Genomic DNA, 20,024 nt, shown 5'->3' with positions numbered 1-20,024 from the left:
AACGGAATTTTTACAAATAGTCTATGGTTTTTCACGCTGAACGTTTTATGAGTCCTGAAAGTCTTGATTCAGACGGTGCTTATCTACATTTTTCTATTAATTGTAATAGCCTGTCCATTTCAAACGCCCGCACTAATTGTTTTACTTCTTGCACAAATGGCGAAAAAATGGGGGTTTCTGCTTCCAATTTATCAGCGGTTTCGATGATGCGTCGAACACTCCCTTTTTTCACATATTCTAATAGTTCGCTCACCTTTTCTGCCGCAGGATAAATCATTGTGGGCAAATCATTTGTCGCAGAAATGACTTGTACATTTTCATCATAAATCCATTTTAAATGAAGATGTTTTTGTAACACAATCAATAGCTTTGTGGTTTCGATGGGTTTGACTAAAAAGTCGTTGTAACCCATTTTAATAGTTTGTTCTGCCTCGTTATTATTCGAATTAATTGCATTGGCAATAATCACGGTTTCTTTTAATAAAGTGGAGGTGCGTGCTTGTTTAATAAAATCATACCCATCAATAATAGGCATGTGCATATCAACTAAGATGGCATCTGGTTTTTGTTGTTCTGCAAGGGGAAATCCCATGATTGCGTTATCCGCTTCTAAAACATGAAAACCTAATGAGCCTAAATATTGTGCAAGCATTTGGCGATTTTCCAGACAATGTTCTATGACTAAAATCGTCGGATGTTGTTCTTTTATCCCTACAATGGTGGTAAATGCGGATTGTTCCATTGTGGAAAATTCTTCTAATGTCATTAGCGGAATTTCAAACCAAAAATGACTCCCTTTACCTAACATACTTTCTAGGTGGATTTCGCCCGTCATCATTTCAATTAGGCGTTTACTGATAGATAAGCCTAAACCTGTTCCTTCTTCATTATGGCGATAATCGCCAATTTGTTGAAATGCGGAAAAAATAATTTCTTGGTCTTCAAGTTTAATGCCTATGCCTGTGTCTTTAACAGAAAAAACAATTTTATCTGCTCGTGGATAAACAGAGAAAGTAACACATCCTTTCTGGGTAAACTTTACGGCATTACTGAGTAGATTAAGAATAATTTGTCTTAGGCGACGCTCGTCGGCATAAACAACTGTGGGTAGTTGTGGTGCGCAATCTAAGACGAAATGTAGCCCTTTTTGTGTCGCCCGCATTTTAAATAAGTCAGTAGTTTCTTTTAGAAAATCAGTAAGACGGAATTCAATCGGGTTTAGCTCTAAACGCTCTGCTTCAATTTTAGATAAGTCTAATACATCGTTAATCAGCGTTAGCAAATGTTCACCACTGCGATGAATAATTTGAATGCCTTCTTGTTGGCGTTGACTCAATCCCGTATCGTTTTTAAACAATTGGGTATAGCCTAAAATGGCATTTAGTGGTGTGCGTAATTCATGGCTCATGTTGGCGAGAAAGGCACTTTTTGCGCGGTTAGCATTTTCGGCTTGTTCTTTTGCTTGTTGTAGTCCTGCCTCAGCTTGTTTTCGTTCCGTAATATCCATCACCACCCAGATAATCCCTTTACTTAAATCATATTGGTCTATTGCGCGTCCGCTGACTTCACACCAAAAGACATTCCCTTTTTTATGCCGAAAAGGAAATTCTAAGTGATGGAGTTCATGGGGAATAGACATTTGATAGTATTCGGCAAATTTATTGTAATTTTCTAAAGAGGTATGAATCATGCCAATAGATTTATGTAACAGTTCTGCATGGGTATAACCAAACATTTCTAGTATCTTAGCGTTAATATCTGTAATTATCCGTTGCGAATTAACCACGGCAATGCCTATGGTGCTATTGTTAAAAATAGCTTCTCGCCAATGTAAGGCATCTTTAAGGTGTTGTTTGCTTTGTTGCAGGGCTTCTTCAAATTGTTTACGTTTGGTTAAGTCAATAATAATGCCTATTATGGCTTCTAATTTATGTTGTTCATCAAAAATAGGGGATGCCCATAACTCGCCCCAAAAAATACTTCCATCTTTACGTATAAAGCGTTTTTCTACTTGATAAAAATCACATTCTCCGCGAATAAGTTGTTGCAGTTTTTCGGTTGATTCCTCTTGATCATCAGGATGGGTAATAGCGATATGGGTGAGTTTTTCCACATCAGTTAGGTTATAGCCCAACATGTCTGCCCATTTATGATTGCTTTCAAGATAGTTGCCGAATTTATCTATCGTCGCAATACCAACCGCCGCATTGTTAAAAATAGCTTTAAAGCGTTTTTCACTGTTATGCAGGGCTTCTTCAGTTTTTTTATGGTCGGTTATATCTTCTTGAATAGAAAGATAATGTGTAATAACGTTTTCATCATTTTTAATAGGGGAAATCGTGACAAATTCCCAATAAAGCGCGCCTGTTTTCTTCTTGTTTATGAGCTCCCCTTGCCACATTTTGCCCGATTGTATGGTTTCCCAAAGTTCTTTAAATAAAGCAGTTGTGTGTTTACCCGATTGTAAAAAGCGCGGGTTTTGTCCTAATACTTCGTTTAGGGTATAACCCGTTACGTGTAAAAAAGCGGGATTGACGAATTCAATGCTGCCGTTTAAGTCTGTAATAATAATCGCACTGGCACTTTGTTCTACTGCGCTGGATAGTTTGCGTAGTTGATTTCCAAAGCGTTTTCTCTCTGCTAGTTCATACTCTATCGTGATAAAGGAGTCATGTAGCTGTTTTGCCATGCTATTAAAGGAGTTAGCTAAATCACCCAGTTCATCATGCCGTTTAAATCGGAGTGGTTTAGTCCAATGATGGGTTGCAATTTGGCGAGCTGCTTCTTTTAATTTGACAATTGGATTGATAATTCCATGTGCGGTTAATAATCCTGCGAGTATTGCTAAACAGAGCGCGGCGAGGGATAACATGATAGTTATTTTCACGTTATTTTGAATATGTGCCATAAAATCGGCTTCGGGAATTACCACTCCAATTAGCCAATCAATTCCATACGCATCGGTATAAGGAACTAAAGACAGAAAATGTTTTTCTCCTTGAATAGCAAATTCATCTTCAAAAATCGTCGTTACCTGTTCAAACGTACCAAACTGAGCCAGTAAATAGTGACCACTGGCATCTAATAGGGGGGATTGACTATCAATAATATCCAAACGTTGAACTTTTTCTTCTGGATTAGTCTTATCAATAGTAAAGATTTGTTCTTCTATGGAGGAGGCAACAATTTTACCCGAACGTTCTATGATAAAAACCGCCCCTGTTTTACCGATGGTTAAGGTTTTTAAAAAATGACTGATAGTCGATAAGCGGAAACTACTGGTTAATACGCCATCTAGTTGTTGTGAATGATTATAAATAGGTAATGTAGCACTGATGATTAAGCTACTGTCGTCGTCTGTACGGCGAAAAATCTCGCTCCATGTTGCGTGTCCTGCTTTGACAGCGGCTTGATACCAAGGGCGTGGACGTGGGTCAAATGTTTTACTAATCCCTAATAAATTAACTAACTCGCCTTTCTCATCAGTTAGATAACGATATAAATCATAATTTTTTTCATCCGTTGCGATATTGATGCCTATAGTAGCTTGGTTATTTTTCAAGCCCCCGACGGAAACAAAGCCCCCTTTTTCTGTTCCAATAACCATAAAACTGACGGTTGTATAAGTATGCAACTGCGCCCACAAATATTTCCGCCAAGTGTTTAAATCATCTAAGTTTAATAAGCCCAATTTGATTAAATTTAAATGGGTTTGATTCGCTTTATGTGGGGCTTCTAAAAAATTAGTAATACTTTGTTTAACACTTAAAATAATTTCTGTCCGCAGTGATGTTGCTACTTCATTGACTGCACGATGACCATTTGAAAATGATAAATATCCCACTAAACCAACAGTAACAGTAACTAATATTACAAACGGGATAATTAACACGGTACGTAATGAATTTATTCGTATTATTTTTCTCAATAAAAAATATCGTCTTTTATAAGGACTGCTCACTTTAAACCAACTCCTTTATCGCGTTACTGGTAAAAATTATTTGTTATTCAACGTTAACGCGATAAGCTCATCCTATTGCCAGTTTATTGCGCTTGTTATCGGCAGTTGAGCCGTCAACAAGGCAATATCACGTTGAGCAAAACTGTAAACTAACTATTTAATGAAACGTTAAAATATTGATAACCATCAGTATGCCAAATACCCAATGGCAAAAACCCTGCTTCACTATATTCCCCGAATAACTTCATCGGTTTTCCCGCACCAATCGCTAATAAATGCCATATTTCCGTAAATGTAGGGCTAAGATTGACATAATGTTGCGTCGTATCTTGTAAACCCCAACCTTGCTCCGTATTTCCATGAAGTCTAACGTTTTCAATAATAATGGGTAATTGTGTTATCCAGCACTGTTGCATAATTGCTGTTTGAAAAACCTGATACACCGCCGCAATACTATTCAGCCCCAACAAGGGTTTACTGTCTGCATGGCTATAACGCGCTTTTAAAATGGCACGAAGTGGATAAACCGATGGATAAAAAACCAAATCCGCATCCACAGTTGTACCCGTTAACCACTGTCTGTCCAACGCGATTAAATTGCTAGGATGTGCAGAAGTCAGCAATAACGCAAACTGTTGGCTCGTCTCGCCATATAGCCAGATGCGCTGTGTAACTAATTGCGATTGTGAATCCATGTATTGTCCACACACGAACCAATTGTCGCGAACAGCAGGGCGTTCTTCTAGCAAATTCTCTTTCTTTTGCGTCCAACCGATTAAAGCACGAATATCCGATTGTAATGTGGGGTCAAGCTGGTCTAAATGTTGATAACTTTCTATTAACAAATGTAATTTTGCCATGTCTGCCAATAATTGTGATGACCAATTGCTATCACTACTATTGACGGTACTGGCGAATAACTGCAAATACCGTGCAACACCCATTGCCTGAGCATCCACCATTCGTGCCGCCATTTGTTCAAAAAAATGGTAAGGACGATTTTTTAAATCTGCCAATCCTGTACGGATAATATCGTTTAACCATAAAGAGATATCCGTTAAACCAGCTTGTACCGTGTTCTCCCGCTTTTCTGCCCGCTTTGCCTGCGCTGCCTCATTAACAGGGGCTTTAGGTTGGCTTTGCTTCGCTTGTTTAGTGGCGCGCCCCGCCAACCACTCAGCAACCCAATCGGGTGGATCATCCGTTTTTGTTAATACATTAATATTTTGTGCATATAACAAGAATAAGCCTAAGGCATGTTTACAAGGGAATTTACGGCTTGGACAACTGCATTTAAACGCCATATTGTCCAAATCAATCCGTGTTTGATAGGGTTTTGAACCACTTCCCTGACATTCCCCCCAAATAGCTGAATCGCTATATCCCAAAGTGACCCAATGCGTTGCTTTTGCCAGTCCCTTACCACTTTTTTTCGACGCTTCATCAGGGGCAAGCTGTAAAATTTGTTCAGTTGTGTAGTTTGTGGACATGATATAAAAACTAATAAATTAAACTGGTTAGTATGAAAATAAGCAAAAAATAGCTGGTTTTTACCCATTTATTTTTGCCTAAATCCGCCAAAAAAAATTTTCTGCAACGGATTTTTATACCCGTAAACGTATAACTAAATGAAGATAACAATAAGACCTTTAACCCTAACTTTCCCGCGCCTAGCGCAATAATGAGGAGAATTCTCATGAAAACTTTAACTACATTGTCAGCCGCTGTCGTCCTTATTTTAAACAGTCATGCCGTTTTTGCAGACCGTGAACATAACTTATTTGAACGCTATGACACCAATGGCGACAAAGTCATTACCCAAGATGAAGTGCAAGCAGCAAAAACCGTTTTCTTTTCTGAAGCAGATACCAATAATGACGGCTTTCTCAGCATTGAAGAATTTCAAGCAGGGTTGAAAAAACAGCAACAACAACTACAAAATACCGTCTTTGCCACGTTTGACAGTAATGGTGACAATGCCGTCAGTATCGCCGAATTAGAAGCCGCAACGGGTGGCAAACGTGAGGCGCAATTACTCAAGCTCTTCAAAAAGATTGACAGCAACGCAGATAACAGCGTCACCCAAGCAGAATGGCAAACATTTAAAACCACTATGCAAGAAAAACAGGCTGATAAAAAAGATGCCCGCCAAGAAAAGATGTTTAGTAAGATGGATTTAGATAAAGATGGTAAACTGTCGAAAGACGAATTTGTCAAACATCTCCCTTTCTTTAACCGCTTAGATAGCAACGAAGATGGGGTTGTAACACAGGAAGAAATCCTGCAACTAGTGCAAAAACGCGATAAAAAGTTAAAAGAATAAGCGTATTGCACGTTTTTTTAGCTCACTTGGGTAAATGATGGACGAAACGGCAGATAGCACGTTAATGCAACGCATTCAGCAAGGAGACCAACAAGCCTTTAATCAACTGGTCAACCATTATCTGCGCACGCTGTACCGTTTCGCCTATCGAATGTTAAACAATACTGCTGATGCAGAAGAAATCGCGCAAGATACACTCGTCAAAGTGTGGCGCAATGCAGCGCAATGGCAAGCAGAAAAAGCAAAACTGACAACATGGATACACAGCATTGCTTATCACCTCTGTCTGGACCGCTTGCGCCAACAATCGCCCAATATGATAGATATTGATGACCCCGACGAAATAGAAATTGCCTCACCAACCGATGACTACCACCAAATAGAAATCGTTGACCAACTAGAAAAAGGCTTAGAAACCTTAGCAGAACGACAACGGGCAGCTCTCCTACTTTGCTATTACCAAGGCTTAGATAATCAAGAGGCTGCTCATATTTTACAAATCAGTGTAGATGCGTTGGAATCCCTCCTTTCCAGAGCGCGACGCACATTAAAAAAGCAATTGCTTTCTTCAGAAGGGGGCGACTATGTCAAACACACCCATGACACTTGAACGTTTCGCGCAACTCTTATCCGCTTACGGTGCTAACCCTAATCGCTGGGCAACGGCTGAACGCCAAGCCGCACAGACATTACTAAACACCTCTGCAACCGCTAAACAATGGTTAGCTGAAGCACAACAATTAGACAACGTACTAGACCAACTGCCCGATTGTCCTGTTTCTCCGTTGCTGAGTCATCGTATTCTACTCGCGGTACAACAAACGCCACAAATAGCAACACCGCTACCCCCTCAGATAAGCACATGGACAACGTGGAGCAACCTAGCCAGCCTGTGGGTAGAACGCCTGCTTTGGGGAACAAGTCCTAGTCAACACCTTTGGCGACCTGCTTTAACACTTGCCCTACCGCTAGCAATCGGTGTTTGGCTAGGTTCGAGCGCGTTCGACTCTCAACAACCGAATACGATGAATGAACAACTCGTAGAACAAGTCGTCTATGACGAATGGAATGCCGTGTTTGGAATGGATGCCACCACGTCAAATGAACAGGAACTTTCCTCATGGTTATAATCAGCCGAAATCCGCGCCTGTTTGGTATCGCCTTTATAGGGTTACTCGTGCTGAACTTATTTCTATTTGGTCTTTTGATTGGAATGTATCAACATCCGCCGTGCAAACCACCGCCCGAACAAACTGAATTAGAAATCCTCGCGGACTTTAAACTACCACCCATATTCCGCGATTTACCCCCTAGCGCATTTGAACGCATACAACCCATCGTTGAAAAATACAAACCAACGATACAAGCGCAACTGCAACAACTGCGTCAAGTACGGCAAAGCATCCACACACAGTTAATGGCAGAAACCCTAGACCGTCAACAACTAGACAATACGTTTAAACAAGTAAGAGATATTGATGAATCCTTAAAAAACAACTTACATCAAGGATTTATTGAAATACTGGATAAATTGACTGTTGCAGAACGCCAAGCCTTTGCTGAAAAATTAAACAAACCCATAGGTAATCGATTAGAACGATTAGAAAAGCGTGTAGCCAACTATTTACGCGAGCGTGACAGCGACAAAAATGGAGAATTAACACAAACAGAATTTACCGAAGGACTACCGCCTAGACGACAAGCAATAGCAATCGAACGATTTAAACACCTAGATAAAAACAATGACGGAGTATTAACAGAATCCGAGCTAGAGGCATTTAAATTAAAACAATCGGACGAAACAGAATAGTAAAGACAAACTAAATCAATGGTTAGCGACTTTTCAGAATTATTAAAGACAAAAAGTAATACTTTATTAATATTGAAAACACTAGGCTAGATAAACGGATACCACGGCTTTACGCAGTGTTATCCGTGCTTTTTTATATCCGACGCAAGATTTCCCAAAAAATACAAAAACAACAACCAACTAAATTTCTCTGTCTTTTCTCTCGGAACATAACTATTTCACAAGTGATTGTGAGATAATTTTAGCTTTTGAGAATGACGGTATTTTTACAAAGATTATGCAACAACAAGATTGGTGGCAATTAACCTTTCCAACAGGGCGCAAAACCCTGCAAATAATAGATGCAAATGGCAACCCTGTAGAGCTTTCTTATGGGGAAAAAGGACAAGGGCAACCGCTTGTCTGTTTAAATGGCTGGGGATGCTGGAGCTACAGTTGGCACCGCAATATAGACGATTTGGCTCAACATTTCCGCGTAATTTGTTTTGATGGTAAAGGCTATGGCTATTCAGAAAAACCACAACAAATAGACCGGTCGGGCTATCAAGTTAAAGAAGTTATTCGCGTTATAGAAGCCTTAAGCGATGAACCCGTTTTTCTAGTCGGCGAATCATTAGGCGGATTACTTGCCCTAGCCGTTGCACAAGAACGTCCTGATTTAGTTGCACAACTGTCAGTTATCGATGCGGCTATTTTTCCCCGTCAAATGCCTAATTTAGGGATGCGAATGATGGTTAAAATTCCCTTAAGTTGGGTACGCTTCTTTGATTACGCAGGCTTGATTCGCTACTGTGTCCCTGTGCTACGAGCGTTATATCATCAAGGACAGCGCGAGATTTACTACAATCCCCAAGCATCACAAGCAGAAAATGTTCACTGGGTGTTATATCCCTACATCACATTTCGCGGCGCGCTTACCCGCTTAACAGCGGATTCTAAACAAGCAACGGAAGAAATTATTAAACTGATGCGCTATAACGACGGCGTTATTGCTGAAGTACAAGAAAACCTATCAGAAATCAAATGCCCAACCCTGATTTTATGGGGAGAAAAAGACCACTGGTTTCCGCCCAGTGATGCACACCGACTAAAGGAATGTCTATTAAATTCAACACTGGTTATCATCCCTAATTGCGGACATCATGCGATTAGCGATTGTCCTAAAGAAGTTAATCAGGCATTAATCGAATTTTCGAAAACCCTCAGTGATAAGCCATCGCTACAATATGCTTGATTTTACTGAAAATATTAAATATATAAAATATTGTAAACAGCATATTTATGATGTCTTCTCAAGATATTAGTCAACAATTTCTAGCCCTTATCAACCAACAACAACCTTTTATCCTGCCCGCTTATTGGGATTATCCCGCCTTATTTGATGCCATTATGTATCAACTATTGTGTGATGATCGCGGGCGTATGGAAGCCTATCAAGCCGTTATCCAACGTCATGTTAATGGCAAAAAAGTGGTTGATATAGGCGCGGGGGCGACATTACCCCTTACATTAATGAGTGTAGCGGCGGGTGCGGAACACGTTTATGCAATAGAATGCAACGAAACGGCGGTAATACAAGCGCAACAACTACTTAATGCACAACAACTAAACGACAAAGTAACGATTATACAAGGCTATTCAACAGCGGTAGAACTACCCGAAAAAGTAGATATTTGTTTATCCGAAATTATCGGCAATATCAGCAGTTCCGAAGGCGTACTGACCATTTTGCAAGATGCCAAACGCTTTTTACGCCCAGACGCACAAATGATACCCCTAAAATGTCTCACCAAAATTGCGCCCATAGCCTTACCCCCCCTGTACCAAAACCACTTTTTAACCACCCTTAAAGCCCATTACGACACACTGATAACAACGCTAAACACAGAAAAAATTACCATTAATCGATTTGAATTTTATAATTTCCCCGCATCACATTTATTAGCCAATCCACATCTTTTTGAAGAAATTGATTTCACCCAAGCACTACAAACAGAAAGCAGACGCAACGACACCTTTCATATTACACAACAAAATGAACTACAAGGATTTTTACTATGGATTGAATTAAATGTTGATGCACAACATCTAATTTACTCCTTTGCAACAACCCCCTTTACAACCCCCCATGTTTTTAAAGCAACCTGCTGGACACCCATATATATTCCCTGCGCCCCTATTCCTGTGCGCCCTGATGACTGCTTACAAGTCCAATATTATATTCACAATCGTCCTGACAAAATTAATCCCGACTACCAAATAAACGTAAAAATACAAAGAAATAACCAGATTATTCATGATTTTGAAATAAATTCAGTGTATTAAACTGCTTTAACACCATCAACCAACGCATTACCCACAAAAGGACAAAGAAAATAAAATGAAGATTCACATGATAAGCGCGACAGGAACAGGACCAACACAATTAGCGGCTTTTTATGATGCCATTAACAATGCAGGCGTTGCCAACTACAACCTAATTCCGCTTTCCTCTGTCATCCCCCCCGCAACAGAAATCGTGCATTGCGATAGCTACCCCGCCCCTGCTACGCTCACTTATGGCGATGTGCTATTTGTCGTCATGTCACAACAACGTGAAACAACGGCAGGTAAAGCCGCATGGGCTGGTTTAGGCTGGTCGCATGACAAAGTTGGTGGCGGTTGGTTTGTAGAGTTACATGATGAAAGTGAAGAAAAAGTTCGCCAAGATATTTTCAGTACCTTAAACGCGATGACACAAGACACAACCCGTGGTTTTCAACCCGTTCAACATAAAATTGTGGGCATTGAATGCACAGGTCAGCCTGTTTGTTCTGTGGTTATTGCCGTGTTTGGGAGTCGTGGCTGGTCATCTAACGAAGATTAATAACAAAACTAAGGTTACATCTGGTCTGTAAACCTGAAGAAAAGACTTTATTCTGAAACATTTCCCCCTCTCCCCTGACGAAGAGGAGGGAAAATTTTACGGCTTATTTTTTCTGTGCTTGCTGTAAACGGGCAGCGATTCTCATCCGTAACGCATTAAGTTTAATAAACCCTTCTGCATCCTTCTGATTATACGCACCGCCATCATCTTCAAACGTTGCAATACTGGTGTCAAACAAACTATTCGTTGCAGACATGCGCCCCGTTACAATCACATTCCCTTTATACAACTTAACGCGCACCTTGCCATTAACCGTTGCTTGTGACGCATCAATCATGGTTTGCAACATCTGCCGTTCAGGACTCCACCAATAACCGTTATAAACTAAACTTGCATAACGTGGCATCAAATCATCTTTTAAATGCGCAACTTCGCGGTCTAACGTAATAGACTCAATCGCGCGGTGAGCTTTAATCATAATCGTCCCGCCCGGTGTTTCATAACAACCGCGAGACTTCATCCCCACATAACGGTTTTCTACCAAATCAGCCCGACCAACACCGTTTTCACCGCCAACTTTATTTAAATACGCCAACACAGTCGCGGGACTCATTGGTTTATCATCAATTGCGACGATGTCACCTTTTTCATACGTTAATTCTAAGGTAGTCGCTTTATCGGGTGCAGATTCGGGGGAGACAGACCAACGCCACATTTCTTCTTCAGGGGCTTGCCAAGGGTTTTCTAAGCCTTTGCCTTCATAAGAAATATGCAACAAATTGGCATCCATTGAATAAGGTGATTCACCTTTTTTGCGCTCAATGGGAATATCATGCTGTTCAGCATAAGCCAATAATTTTTCACGGGAGTTTAAATCCCATTCCCGCCAAGGGGCGATAACTTTCACTTCAGGTTTAAGAGCATACGCACCCAATTCAAAACGCACTTGGTCATTGCCTTTACCCGTCGCGCCATGAGAAATTGCATCCGCATTAGATTGATTAGCAATTTCAACAAGGTATTTAGCAATTAAAGGACGAGCAATGGACGTACCGAGTAAATATTCGCCCTCATACAAGCTATTTGCGCGGAAAATGGGAAACACGAAATCGCGGACAAATTCCTCACGCAAATCTAAAATGTGAATCTCTTTCACGCCAAATTTTTGTGCTTTTGCGCGGGCGGGTTCTAATTCTTCGCCTTGTCCGATATCCGCAGTAAAAGTAACGACTTCGCAGTGATATTCATCTTGTAACCATTTGAGAATAATAGAGGTATCTAATCCACCTGAATAGGCAAGCACTACTTTTTTAATATCGCTCATAGTTTTATGAAGTGTCTAGTGAAAGGTAAGTTTTAAAGATAAATTTTACTCGATTCGTATGACGATTTGCTGTTGTTTTTGTATTTTAGTGTTGACCAGTGATTTAACCGTAATAATCCATTGTTTCTGTGATATTAAAAACGCTATGATAGAGAATGAAATATTCCTTATTTATGTGCTAGATAAAATGATGACTGATACAAATACGCGGTAAAAGCGACCGTATTTTAATACTATCGTTAGATTAAAATTTAATTTGTAAAATAGCATGTTATCAATCAATTTATGGAGGCGTTTATGAGTGATGCCAATCGGTCTGTAAATCTTTCAGGGTCAACAGTGGGCGTAATTTCTACAGGGGATAATGCCCATATTTCTATTGGCACTCAGCAAATTGCGAGTTTACAAAACGCCAGTGCGGATGCTAAAGAGAAATTAACGCAGTTAATTGAACAATTAAATGCAGAATTGCAAAAAGTGCCTGCGGATAAGAAAAAAGAAGCCGCTGAAATCACAGAATTAACAGATAGTTTGTTGCAAGAAGCGAGTCAACAAAAACCTAAACAGTCTTTGATTAAAGTAACTGCAAAAGGTTTAATCGACGCAACAAAAGCCCTCGCAGGGGTGATTCCTTTAGCATTACCAATTGCAGAGAGTATTGCTAGCACTATTAGTGTGTTAAACCCTTAAGTTGGAGTTTTAAAATGCCCGATGACCGCTCTGTTGAAATGCAAAATTCGCAAACTGGTGTTATTAACACGGGCGATAACGCCACTATTCATTATCATGCTCCGCCGTCTAATCCCATCCCTATTCTCGACACGCCCGCCAATCCTCAAGCCTCTAAGCTCTTTATTGGTCGTAAAGATGAATTAGCACAATTAAAAACTGCCTTAGATAAACAACAACCCGTTGCAGTAACAGCCGTTTTAGAAGGCATGGCGGGTGTGGGGAAATCCTATTTAATTGACCATTTCGCGCTAACAACCGAGTGTAACTATCAAATCTTATCGCTCAATCCTTTTAGCACAGAAACGCAGGAAAATTTAATCGGACGATTGGCGGAGCGGTTGCGGGTGACTCCACATATTGCGGAAGTTAAAGCGCATTTAAAAGCAACGAATACTTTGTTACACCTAGAAAATATTGATTCTACCGAAATGGCGCAGGTCGCCATGGGCTTAGTACAACAATTGCAGGGTTGCCGTTTAGTCTTAAGCGGGCGATTGCATGAGTTAGGACGCGGTCAACAATTTGCGCAGATTAAATTAAACCCCTTTGATTTAAATGATGGGATTGAACAGCTAAAAGAAGAATTAGCATGGTTAAAAGCCCCCATTTTGCCTGATGACGCACTAAAAAAAGTTGTGGAAGCGGTGGGCGGTCTACCATTAGCGATTCACTTGGCAGCGGGTTATTTAGCAACGGGTTCTTATACCGTTACAGATTTTTTAACCGAATTACATAACAGCCAGTTAAAACTAGCTTCTGAAAACTATAGCGATATGGGCGGGCGCAATGCTAACCATTGCACATTACACGCAGCTTTTTCTGTTTCTTTACAAGTTTTTGCACGACAACAACCTGAACATGTAAATGCAATATGTGCATTAGGCTGTAGCCATGCCCGCGAAATCGGTTTTAGTCTTGCGTGTGCCTTATTAAATCTATCGCCAGAAACAGCAAAATCCGTTTTGCGTCAAGCCAGTAAATTGGGCTTATTAATGGCAAGTGTGCCACAACCCGATATTCAAAAAATGCGCTGGCAACTGCATCCACTGATTGCCGAATTTTTCCGTGTCCAACTCACTGAACTACAAGCGATAGAACAACGCCTAAGTAACTGGTTTATGCAACGTCTGCCCAACCCTGACACAGAAGAAGGCTATCAAGCATGGCTTGAACTCAATAGCGAACAAGCGGCACTGCGCACATGGTTAGAACGTGTCCCCCTAGAACAAGGAGAGGCAATCGTACAAACAGTGGGATTGTATGCAGATTTAAACGGTCCATGGACTAACTGGCGACAACTCTGTGAAAAATGCCTTGCTTCCCCCCGCAGCGATGCAGCCCGTAGTGATGTGTTATGGATAGCCTGTCGTTGCTCTGCACGTTTAGGTGATTTGGACCTAGCCTATCAATTCGCTGAACGAAAAGCCCAGCTAGACCAACAATCAGGCAACGAACGTGAATATGCCTTAGCAAGAGGACAAATCGCCGACATCCTGCAAGCGCGCGGCGAACTCGCTGAAGCGTTGCGGATACTACAAAAGGAGTTAATTCCTGTATTTGAACGCTTGGGCGATGTGCGGTCGCGGGCGGTTTGTTTTGGTAGAATCGCCGACATCCTTTATCGGCGCGGCGAACTCGCTGAAGCGTTGCGGATACGGCAAGAAGAACAAATGCCCGTCTATGAACGCTTGGGCGATGTGCGGGAGCGGGCGGTGACTTTAGGAAAAATCGCCGACATCCTGGAAGCGCGCGGCGAACTCGCTGAAGCGTTGCGGATACGGCAAGAAGAAGAAATGCCCGTCTATGAACGCTTGGGCGATGTGCGGTCGCGGGCGGTGACTTTAGGAAAAATCGCCGACATCCTGGAAGCGCGCGGCGAACTCGCTGAAGCGTTGCGGATACGGCAAGAAGAAATGCCCGTCTATGAACGCTTGGGCGATGTGCGGTCGCGGGCGGTGACTTTAGGAAAAATCGCCGACATCCTGGAAGCGCGCGGCGAACTCGCTGAAGCGTTGCGGATACGGCAAGAAGAACAAATGCCCGTCTATGAACGCTTGGGCGATGTGCGGGAGCGGGCGGTGACTTTAGGAAAAATCGCCGACATCCTGCAAGCGTGCGGCGAACTCGCTGAAGCGTTGCGGATACGGCAAGAAGAACAAATGCCCGTCTATGAACGCTTGGGCGATGTGCGGTCGCGGGCGGTTTGTTTTGGTAGAATCGCCGACATCCTGCAAGCGCGCGGCGAACTCGCTGAAGCGTTGCGGATACGGCAAGAAGAAGAAATGCCCGTCTATGAACGCTTGGGCGATGTGCGGTCGCGGGCGGTGACTTTAGGAAAAATCGCCGACATCCTGCAAGCGCGCGGCGAACTCGCTGAAGCGTTGCGGATACTACAAGAGGAGTTAATTCCTGTATTTGAACGCTTGGGCGATGTGCGGTCGCGGGCGGTGACTTTAGGATATATCGCCGACATCCTGCAAGCGCGCGGCGAACTCGCTGAAGCGTTGCGGATACGGCAAGAAGAAATGCCCGTCTATGAACGCTTGGGCGATGTGCGGTCGCGGGCGGTTTGTTTTGGTAGAATCGCCGACATCCTTTATCGGCGCGGCGAACTCGCTGAAGCGTTGCGGATACGGCAAGAAGAACAAATGCCCGTCTATGAACGCTTGGGCGATGTGCGGTCGCGGGCGGTTTGTTTTGGTAGAATCGCCGACATCCTTTATCGGCGCGGCGAACTCGCTGAAGCGTTGCGGATACTACAAAAGGAGTTAATTCCTGTATTTGAACGCTTGGGCGATGTGCGGTCGCGGGCGGTGACTTTAGGAAAAATCGCCGACATCCTGGAAGCGCGCGGCGAACTCGCTGAAGCGTTGCGGATACGGCAAGAAGAAGAAATGCCCGTCTATGAACGCTTGGGCGATGTGCGGGAGCGGGCGGTTTGTTTTGGTAAAATCGCCGACATCCTGCAAGCGCGCGGCGAACTCGCTGAAGCGTTGCGGATACGGCAAGAAGAAGAAATGCCCGTCTATGAACGCTTGGGCGATGTGCGGGAGCGGGCGGTTTGTTTTGGTAAAATCGCTGACATCCTGCAAGCGCGCGGCGAACTCGCTGAAGCGTTGCGGATACGGCAAGAAGAAATGCCCGTCTATGAACGCTTGGGCGATGTGCGGAACTTGTTAATTACACAAGCACAAACTGCTGTTTTATTCATGCAACTCACTCCACCACGCCGTGCAGAGGCGAATCAATTACTTTGTTTGGCGTTGCAGTCAGCGCGAAAAATGCAGATTCCTGAAGCAGGGCTGATTGAAGAGTGGCTGCAACATTTTGGGATGGATTGTTAGTCGATACCAAAAAACAACGTTTAATAGATAAATGGTTTAAATTTATTGGACTATCTGAAAAGTAGTTATTCTTTAGATATATCAATGATTACAACAAATCACTGCTTCTTTAGCACTACACATTTAGGTGATTTTTTAGACTTAGCCTATCAATTCGCCGACCCCCACCACGCCGTGCAGAGGCGAATCAATTACTTTGTTTGGCGTTGTAAAATTTTATAATGTGCCATTCATGATTTGGATTTTAAGAAATAGTAAAATAAATTGTAGTTTCTTTGAGAAGTATCATAATGAATGGTCTAGTTTACTGAGTATTTTTGGAGATAGTATGATTCAAGTTTTACGCGCAACCACTACCCGCACCGCTTATAACATTTGTCATCCCGACATCCCATTACAAGCAGATGACCCGCGTTATATCAATTTAGCTGACGCACGGGGCGGACAAAACTTTGCAGAAGAACTCGCGCAACAAATTGATTGGAGTCAAGATATAGCTCCACCCTACTATCAACGCTTATTCACAGGGCATCGTGGATGCGGTAAAACTACCGAATTATTACTGTTACAAAAGAAATTACAACGTTTAGCTTTTTTCGTCATCTATGTAGATGTGGAGGAAATGCTCGATTTAGATGACATCGAATATTTTGATTTACTACTAGGCATGATGAATGCCCTATTTGCACAGGCTAATCAAGCAGGTTTAACACTCTCCGCATTACTATTAAAAGCGATTTATGACTGGTTTAAAGAGCGTGTAACAACCGAAAATGAACAAATAGAATTAGAAAATGAATTAAAAACAGAAGCCAGTGGCGGTTTAGATATTCCTTTCATCAGTAAATTTTTTGCTTCATTGACCGCTAAAATAAAAGTTGGGAGTAGTCAAAAAATAGAAATTCGTCAAATATTAAAACGTGATTTAAGCGTTTTTATTGACCGATTAAATGCCCTTATCAAAGAAGTTCGTAAACAAGCTAAAGCAAATGAATTTCGTGACATAGTTCTGATTATTGACGGGTTAGAAAAAATGCCGTTTGACATGAAAGATGGCAAATCTAGTCACGAATCCCTCTTTGTTGACAACGCAGAACGACTAAAAGCCCCAGAGTGTCACCTTATTTACACCGTCCCCATCTCATTAGCTTACAACGCCAATTTAAATGATGCTTTTGGCAATGATTATGTCGCTGTCATGCCGATGGTGAAATTATCTTCCGAAAACTGCAAGTTATTTAACCAATTGATTGAAAAACGTATTCAAATTGATGCTGTTTTCGAATCTCCTGAACTGACAAATGAATTAATCGCGCTTAGTGGTGGTGCAGTGCGGGATTTAATGCGCTTAATTCGTGTTGCTTGTCAAGGCAGTACACGCATTAATACGAAAGATGTGGAACGCGCAAAACGTATGTTAATGCTGGAATATGACCGCTTATTACGCGAAGAAGACTTTTTAGTATTGCAACAAGTTTATCAAACTAAACAAGTGACGGCTGACGAAAAATATGGACGTTTGTTGCACTGGCGCATTCTGCACGAATATCTAAATGGTAAACGCTGGGCAGATGTACATCCTTTAGTACTCGCCATTGGGCGGGTTAGAGAAAAACTGCAAATCGCATCGTAAAAGGATAAAACATGCAAGCTGCTGATAATATCTTATGGTCACAGCATCCTGAATTGTCAGCGTTGTTATGGAGTTTACAAAATGGCGAGGGATTTAATTTATATATTTGCCAATACACCACTATTCCCTATCGCCAGCAACTCACGGCATTACTCACCCAACAGCATCCTATTATAGAAATCAGTATATTATCCCTAGCAGAGCAACAACTGATTGATGAAGGGTTACAAACGGCTTTACAAAATATACCGACTGAAACTGCGGTTTTTATTTATGATTTAGAACGTTTATTGCTCACCATAGACCAACAAAAAAATTTACGCTACGTACGCCAGCTCAACTGGCGACGCTCGGCGTTTCAACGCCTACAACGTAGCCTTGTCTTATGGCTACCTCATGCAGCCTTAGATTTACTTGCCCGCTATGCACCTGATTTTTATGATTGGTGTAGCGGATTTTATTATTTTGCCGAACCGCAAACGACAACAATACGTTTTGAGCCAAAAGCGTTTGAAAGTGACAAAACATTTAATTTAAGTTTGACAGATAAGCAAAACTGGTTAGCTGTTCTACAAGAGTCGTTGCAGGATATTTCATTGCAAGAGCCAGAACGCGCCAAAGTTTTACGCGATATTGGCGATTTACAGTATGCAATGGGGAATTACCAAGAAGCTGACGCTCACTTTCAACAATCCTTAAAAATTTTTAAAGAATTAAATAATGAAGCCGAAGTAGCCGAAACGCGAGGTAGAATCGCCGACATCCTTTATCGGCGCGGTGAACTCGCTGAAGCGTTGCGGATACGGCAAGAAGAAGAAATGCCCGTCTATGAACGCTTGGGCGATGTACGGTCGCGGGCGGTGACTTTAGGACAAATCGCCGACATCCTGCAAGCGCGCGGCGAACTCGCTGAAGCGTTGCGGATACGGCAAGAAGAAGAAATGCCCGTCTATGAACGCTTGGGCGATGTGCGGTCGCGGGCGGTGACTTTAGGACAAATCGCCGACATCCTTTATCGGCGCGGCGAACTCGCTGAAGCGTTGCGGATACGGCAAGAAGAAGAAATGCCCGTCTATGAACGCTTGGGCGATGTGCGGGAGCGAGCGGTGACTTTAGGACAAATCGCCGACATCCTGCAAGCGCGCGGCGAACTCGCTGAAGCGTTGCGGATACGGCAAGAAGAAGAAATGCCCGTCTATGAACGCTTGGGCGATGTGCGGGAGCGAGCGGTGACTTTAGGAAAAATCGCCGACATCCTGCAAGCGCGCGGCGAACTCGCTGAAGCGTTGCGGATACTACAAGAGGAGTTAATTCCTGTATTTGAACGCTTGGGCGATGTACGGTCGCGGGCGGCTTGTTTTGGTAGAATCGCCGACATCCTGCAAGCGCGCGGCGAACTCGCTGAAGCGTTGCGGATACGGCAAGAAGAAGAAATGCCCGTCTATGAACGCTTGGGCGATGTGCGGTCGCGGGCGGTGACTTTAGGAAAAATCGCCGACATCCTGCAAGCGCGCGGCGAACTCGCTGAAGCGTTGCGGATACGGCAAGAAGAACAAATGCCCGTCTATGAACGCTTGGGCGATGTGCGGTCGCGGGCGGTGACTTTAGGAAAAATCGCCGACATCCTGCAAGCGCGCGGCGAACTCGCTGAAGCGTTGCGGATACGGCAAGAAGAACAAATGCCCGTCTATGAACGCTTGGGCGATGTGCGGGGCTTGTTAATTACTCAATGGAAAATTGCATTGCAATTCATGGTGATGACTCCACCACGCCGTGCAGAGGCGAATCAATTACTTTGTTTAGCATTGCAGTCAGCGCGAAAAATGCAGATTCCTGAAGCAGGGCAGATTGAAGCGTGGCTGCAACATTTTGGGATGGATTGTTAGTCGATACCAAAAAAACAACGTTTAATAGATAAATGGTTTAAATTTATTGGACTATCTGAAAAGTAGTTATTCTTTTTCTTTAGCACTACCAGATAGTGAAATATTCCTTATTTATGTCTCGCTTCCGCACTTGCGGACTTGGGCT

Annotated in this window: 14 protein-coding genes; 11 read left to right on the top strand and 3 right to left on the bottom strand. The window is 42.6% G+C overall.

Going from position 1 to position 20,024, the window contains the following annotated elements; genetic code table 11:
- Window positions 1-79: 79 nt before the first annotated feature.
- On the bottom strand, window positions 80-3,961 hold the full coding sequence (locus AL038_RS17560) for a PAS domain S-box protein (RefSeq protein WP_083991580.1): 3,882 nt from the start codon (window positions 3,959-3,961) through the stop codon (window positions 80-82).
- 149 nt (window positions 3,962-4,110) lie between these two features.
- Window positions 4,111-5,451: an SWIM zinc finger family protein gene (locus AL038_RS17555; RefSeq protein ID WP_062155055.1), complete on the bottom strand. Its 1,341-nt coding sequence runs from the start codon at window positions 5,449-5,451 to the stop codon at window positions 4,111-4,113.
- A 206-nt stretch (window positions 5,452-5,657) separates the two neighbouring features.
- Between AL038_RS17555 and AL038_RS17550 the strand changes: the two genes are divergently transcribed.
- The 7 genes from AL038_RS17550 to AL038_RS17520 all read left to right on the top strand — a co-directional run bounded on the left by AL038_RS17550 (window position 5,658) and on the right by AL038_RS17520 (window position 10,960).
- Window positions 5,658-6,284: an EF-hand domain-containing protein gene (locus AL038_RS17550; RefSeq protein ID WP_062155049.1), complete on the top strand. Its 627-nt coding sequence runs from the start codon at window positions 5,658-5,660 to the stop codon at window positions 6,282-6,284.
- A gap of 34 nt (window positions 6,285-6,318) precedes the next feature.
- Window positions 6,319-6,894: a sigma-70 family RNA polymerase sigma factor gene (locus tag AL038_RS17545; protein ID WP_083991578.1), complete on the top strand. Its 576-nt coding sequence runs from the start codon at window positions 6,319-6,321 to the stop codon at window positions 6,892-6,894.
- Window positions 6,869-7,414 carry a hypothetical protein gene (locus AL038_RS17540; RefSeq protein WP_101539144.1) on the top strand — a complete coding sequence of 182 codons (546 nt, stop codon included), beginning with the start codon at window positions 6,869-6,871 and terminating at the stop codon, window positions 7,412-7,414. The genes AL038_RS17545 and AL038_RS17540 overlap by 26 nt, the downstream gene beginning before the upstream one ends.
- A complete protein-coding gene (locus AL038_RS17535; protein WP_062155044.1) occupies window positions 7,405-8,094 on the top strand; it encodes a periplasmic heavy metal sensor in 690 nt (229 codons plus the stop codon). Before AL038_RS17540 ends, AL038_RS17535 begins: the two co-directional genes overlap by 10 nt.
- 277 nt (window positions 8,095-8,371) lie before the next feature.
- The gene (locus AL038_RS17530; RefSeq protein ID WP_062155042.1) at window positions 8,372-9,328 is read left to right on the top strand and encodes an alpha/beta fold hydrolase; all 957 of its coding nucleotides are present in this window, start codon (window positions 8,372-8,374) and stop codon (window positions 9,326-9,328) included.
- A gap of 47 nt (window positions 9,329-9,375) precedes the next feature.
- Window positions 9,376-10,419 (top strand): class I SAM-dependent methyltransferase, encoded by a 1,044-nt coding sequence (locus AL038_RS17525; protein WP_083991577.1) that lies wholly within the window; start codon window positions 9,376-9,378, stop codon window positions 10,417-10,419.
- A 55-nt stretch (window positions 10,420-10,474) separates the two neighbouring features.
- Complete coding sequence (locus AL038_RS17520; RefSeq protein ID WP_062155038.1) at window positions 10,475-10,960, top strand: pyruvoyl-dependent arginine decarboxylase; 486 nt, start codon at window positions 10,475-10,477, stop codon at window positions 10,958-10,960.
- 103 nt (window positions 10,961-11,063) lie between these two features.
- Here AL038_RS17520 and AL038_RS17515 read toward each other — a convergent pair whose 3' ends face one another.
- Window positions 11,064-12,284 carry an argininosuccinate synthase gene (locus AL038_RS17515; protein ID WP_062155035.1) on the bottom strand — a complete coding sequence of 407 codons (1,221 nt, stop codon included), beginning with the start codon at window positions 12,282-12,284 and terminating at the stop codon, window positions 11,064-11,066.
- 297 nt (window positions 12,285-12,581) lie between these two features.
- Here AL038_RS17515 and AL038_RS17510 point away from each other — a divergent pair, with 297 nt between their 5' ends.
- The 4 genes from AL038_RS17510 to AL038_RS17495 all read left to right on the top strand — a co-directional run bounded on the left by AL038_RS17510 (window position 12,582) and on the right by AL038_RS17495 (window position 19,879).
- Window positions 12,582-12,974 carry a hypothetical protein gene (locus AL038_RS17510; RefSeq protein ID WP_062155034.1) on the top strand — a complete coding sequence of 131 codons (393 nt, stop codon included), beginning with the start codon at window positions 12,582-12,584 and terminating at the stop codon, window positions 12,972-12,974.
- A 14-nt stretch (window positions 12,975-12,988) separates the two neighbouring features.
- On the top strand, window positions 12,989-16,360 hold the full coding sequence (locus AL038_RS17505; RefSeq protein ID WP_062155033.1) for a tetratricopeptide repeat protein: 3,372 nt from the start codon (window positions 12,989-12,991) through the stop codon (window positions 16,358-16,360).
- Between the two features lie 328 nt (window positions 16,361-16,688).
- Entirely contained in the window at window positions 16,689-17,993 is a 1,305-nt protein-coding gene (locus tag AL038_RS17500) for a hypothetical protein (protein WP_062155032.1), read from the top strand.
- A gap of 11 nt (window positions 17,994-18,004) precedes the next feature.
- Window positions 18,005-19,879: a tetratricopeptide repeat protein gene (locus AL038_RS17495; RefSeq protein ID WP_062155030.1), complete on the top strand. Its 1,875-nt coding sequence runs from the start codon at window positions 18,005-18,007 to the stop codon at window positions 19,877-19,879.
- Window positions 19,880-20,024 lie beyond the last annotated feature (145 nt).

The sequence above is a fragment of the Beggiatoa leptomitoformis genome (assembly GCF_001305575.3).
Classification (GTDB): Bacteria; Pseudomonadota; Gammaproteobacteria; order Beggiatoales; family Beggiatoaceae; genus Beggiatoa; species Beggiatoa leptomitoformis.
Note: the sequence above shows the minus strand (reverse complement) of the source record. Positions and strands in the feature narration are given on the sequence as shown.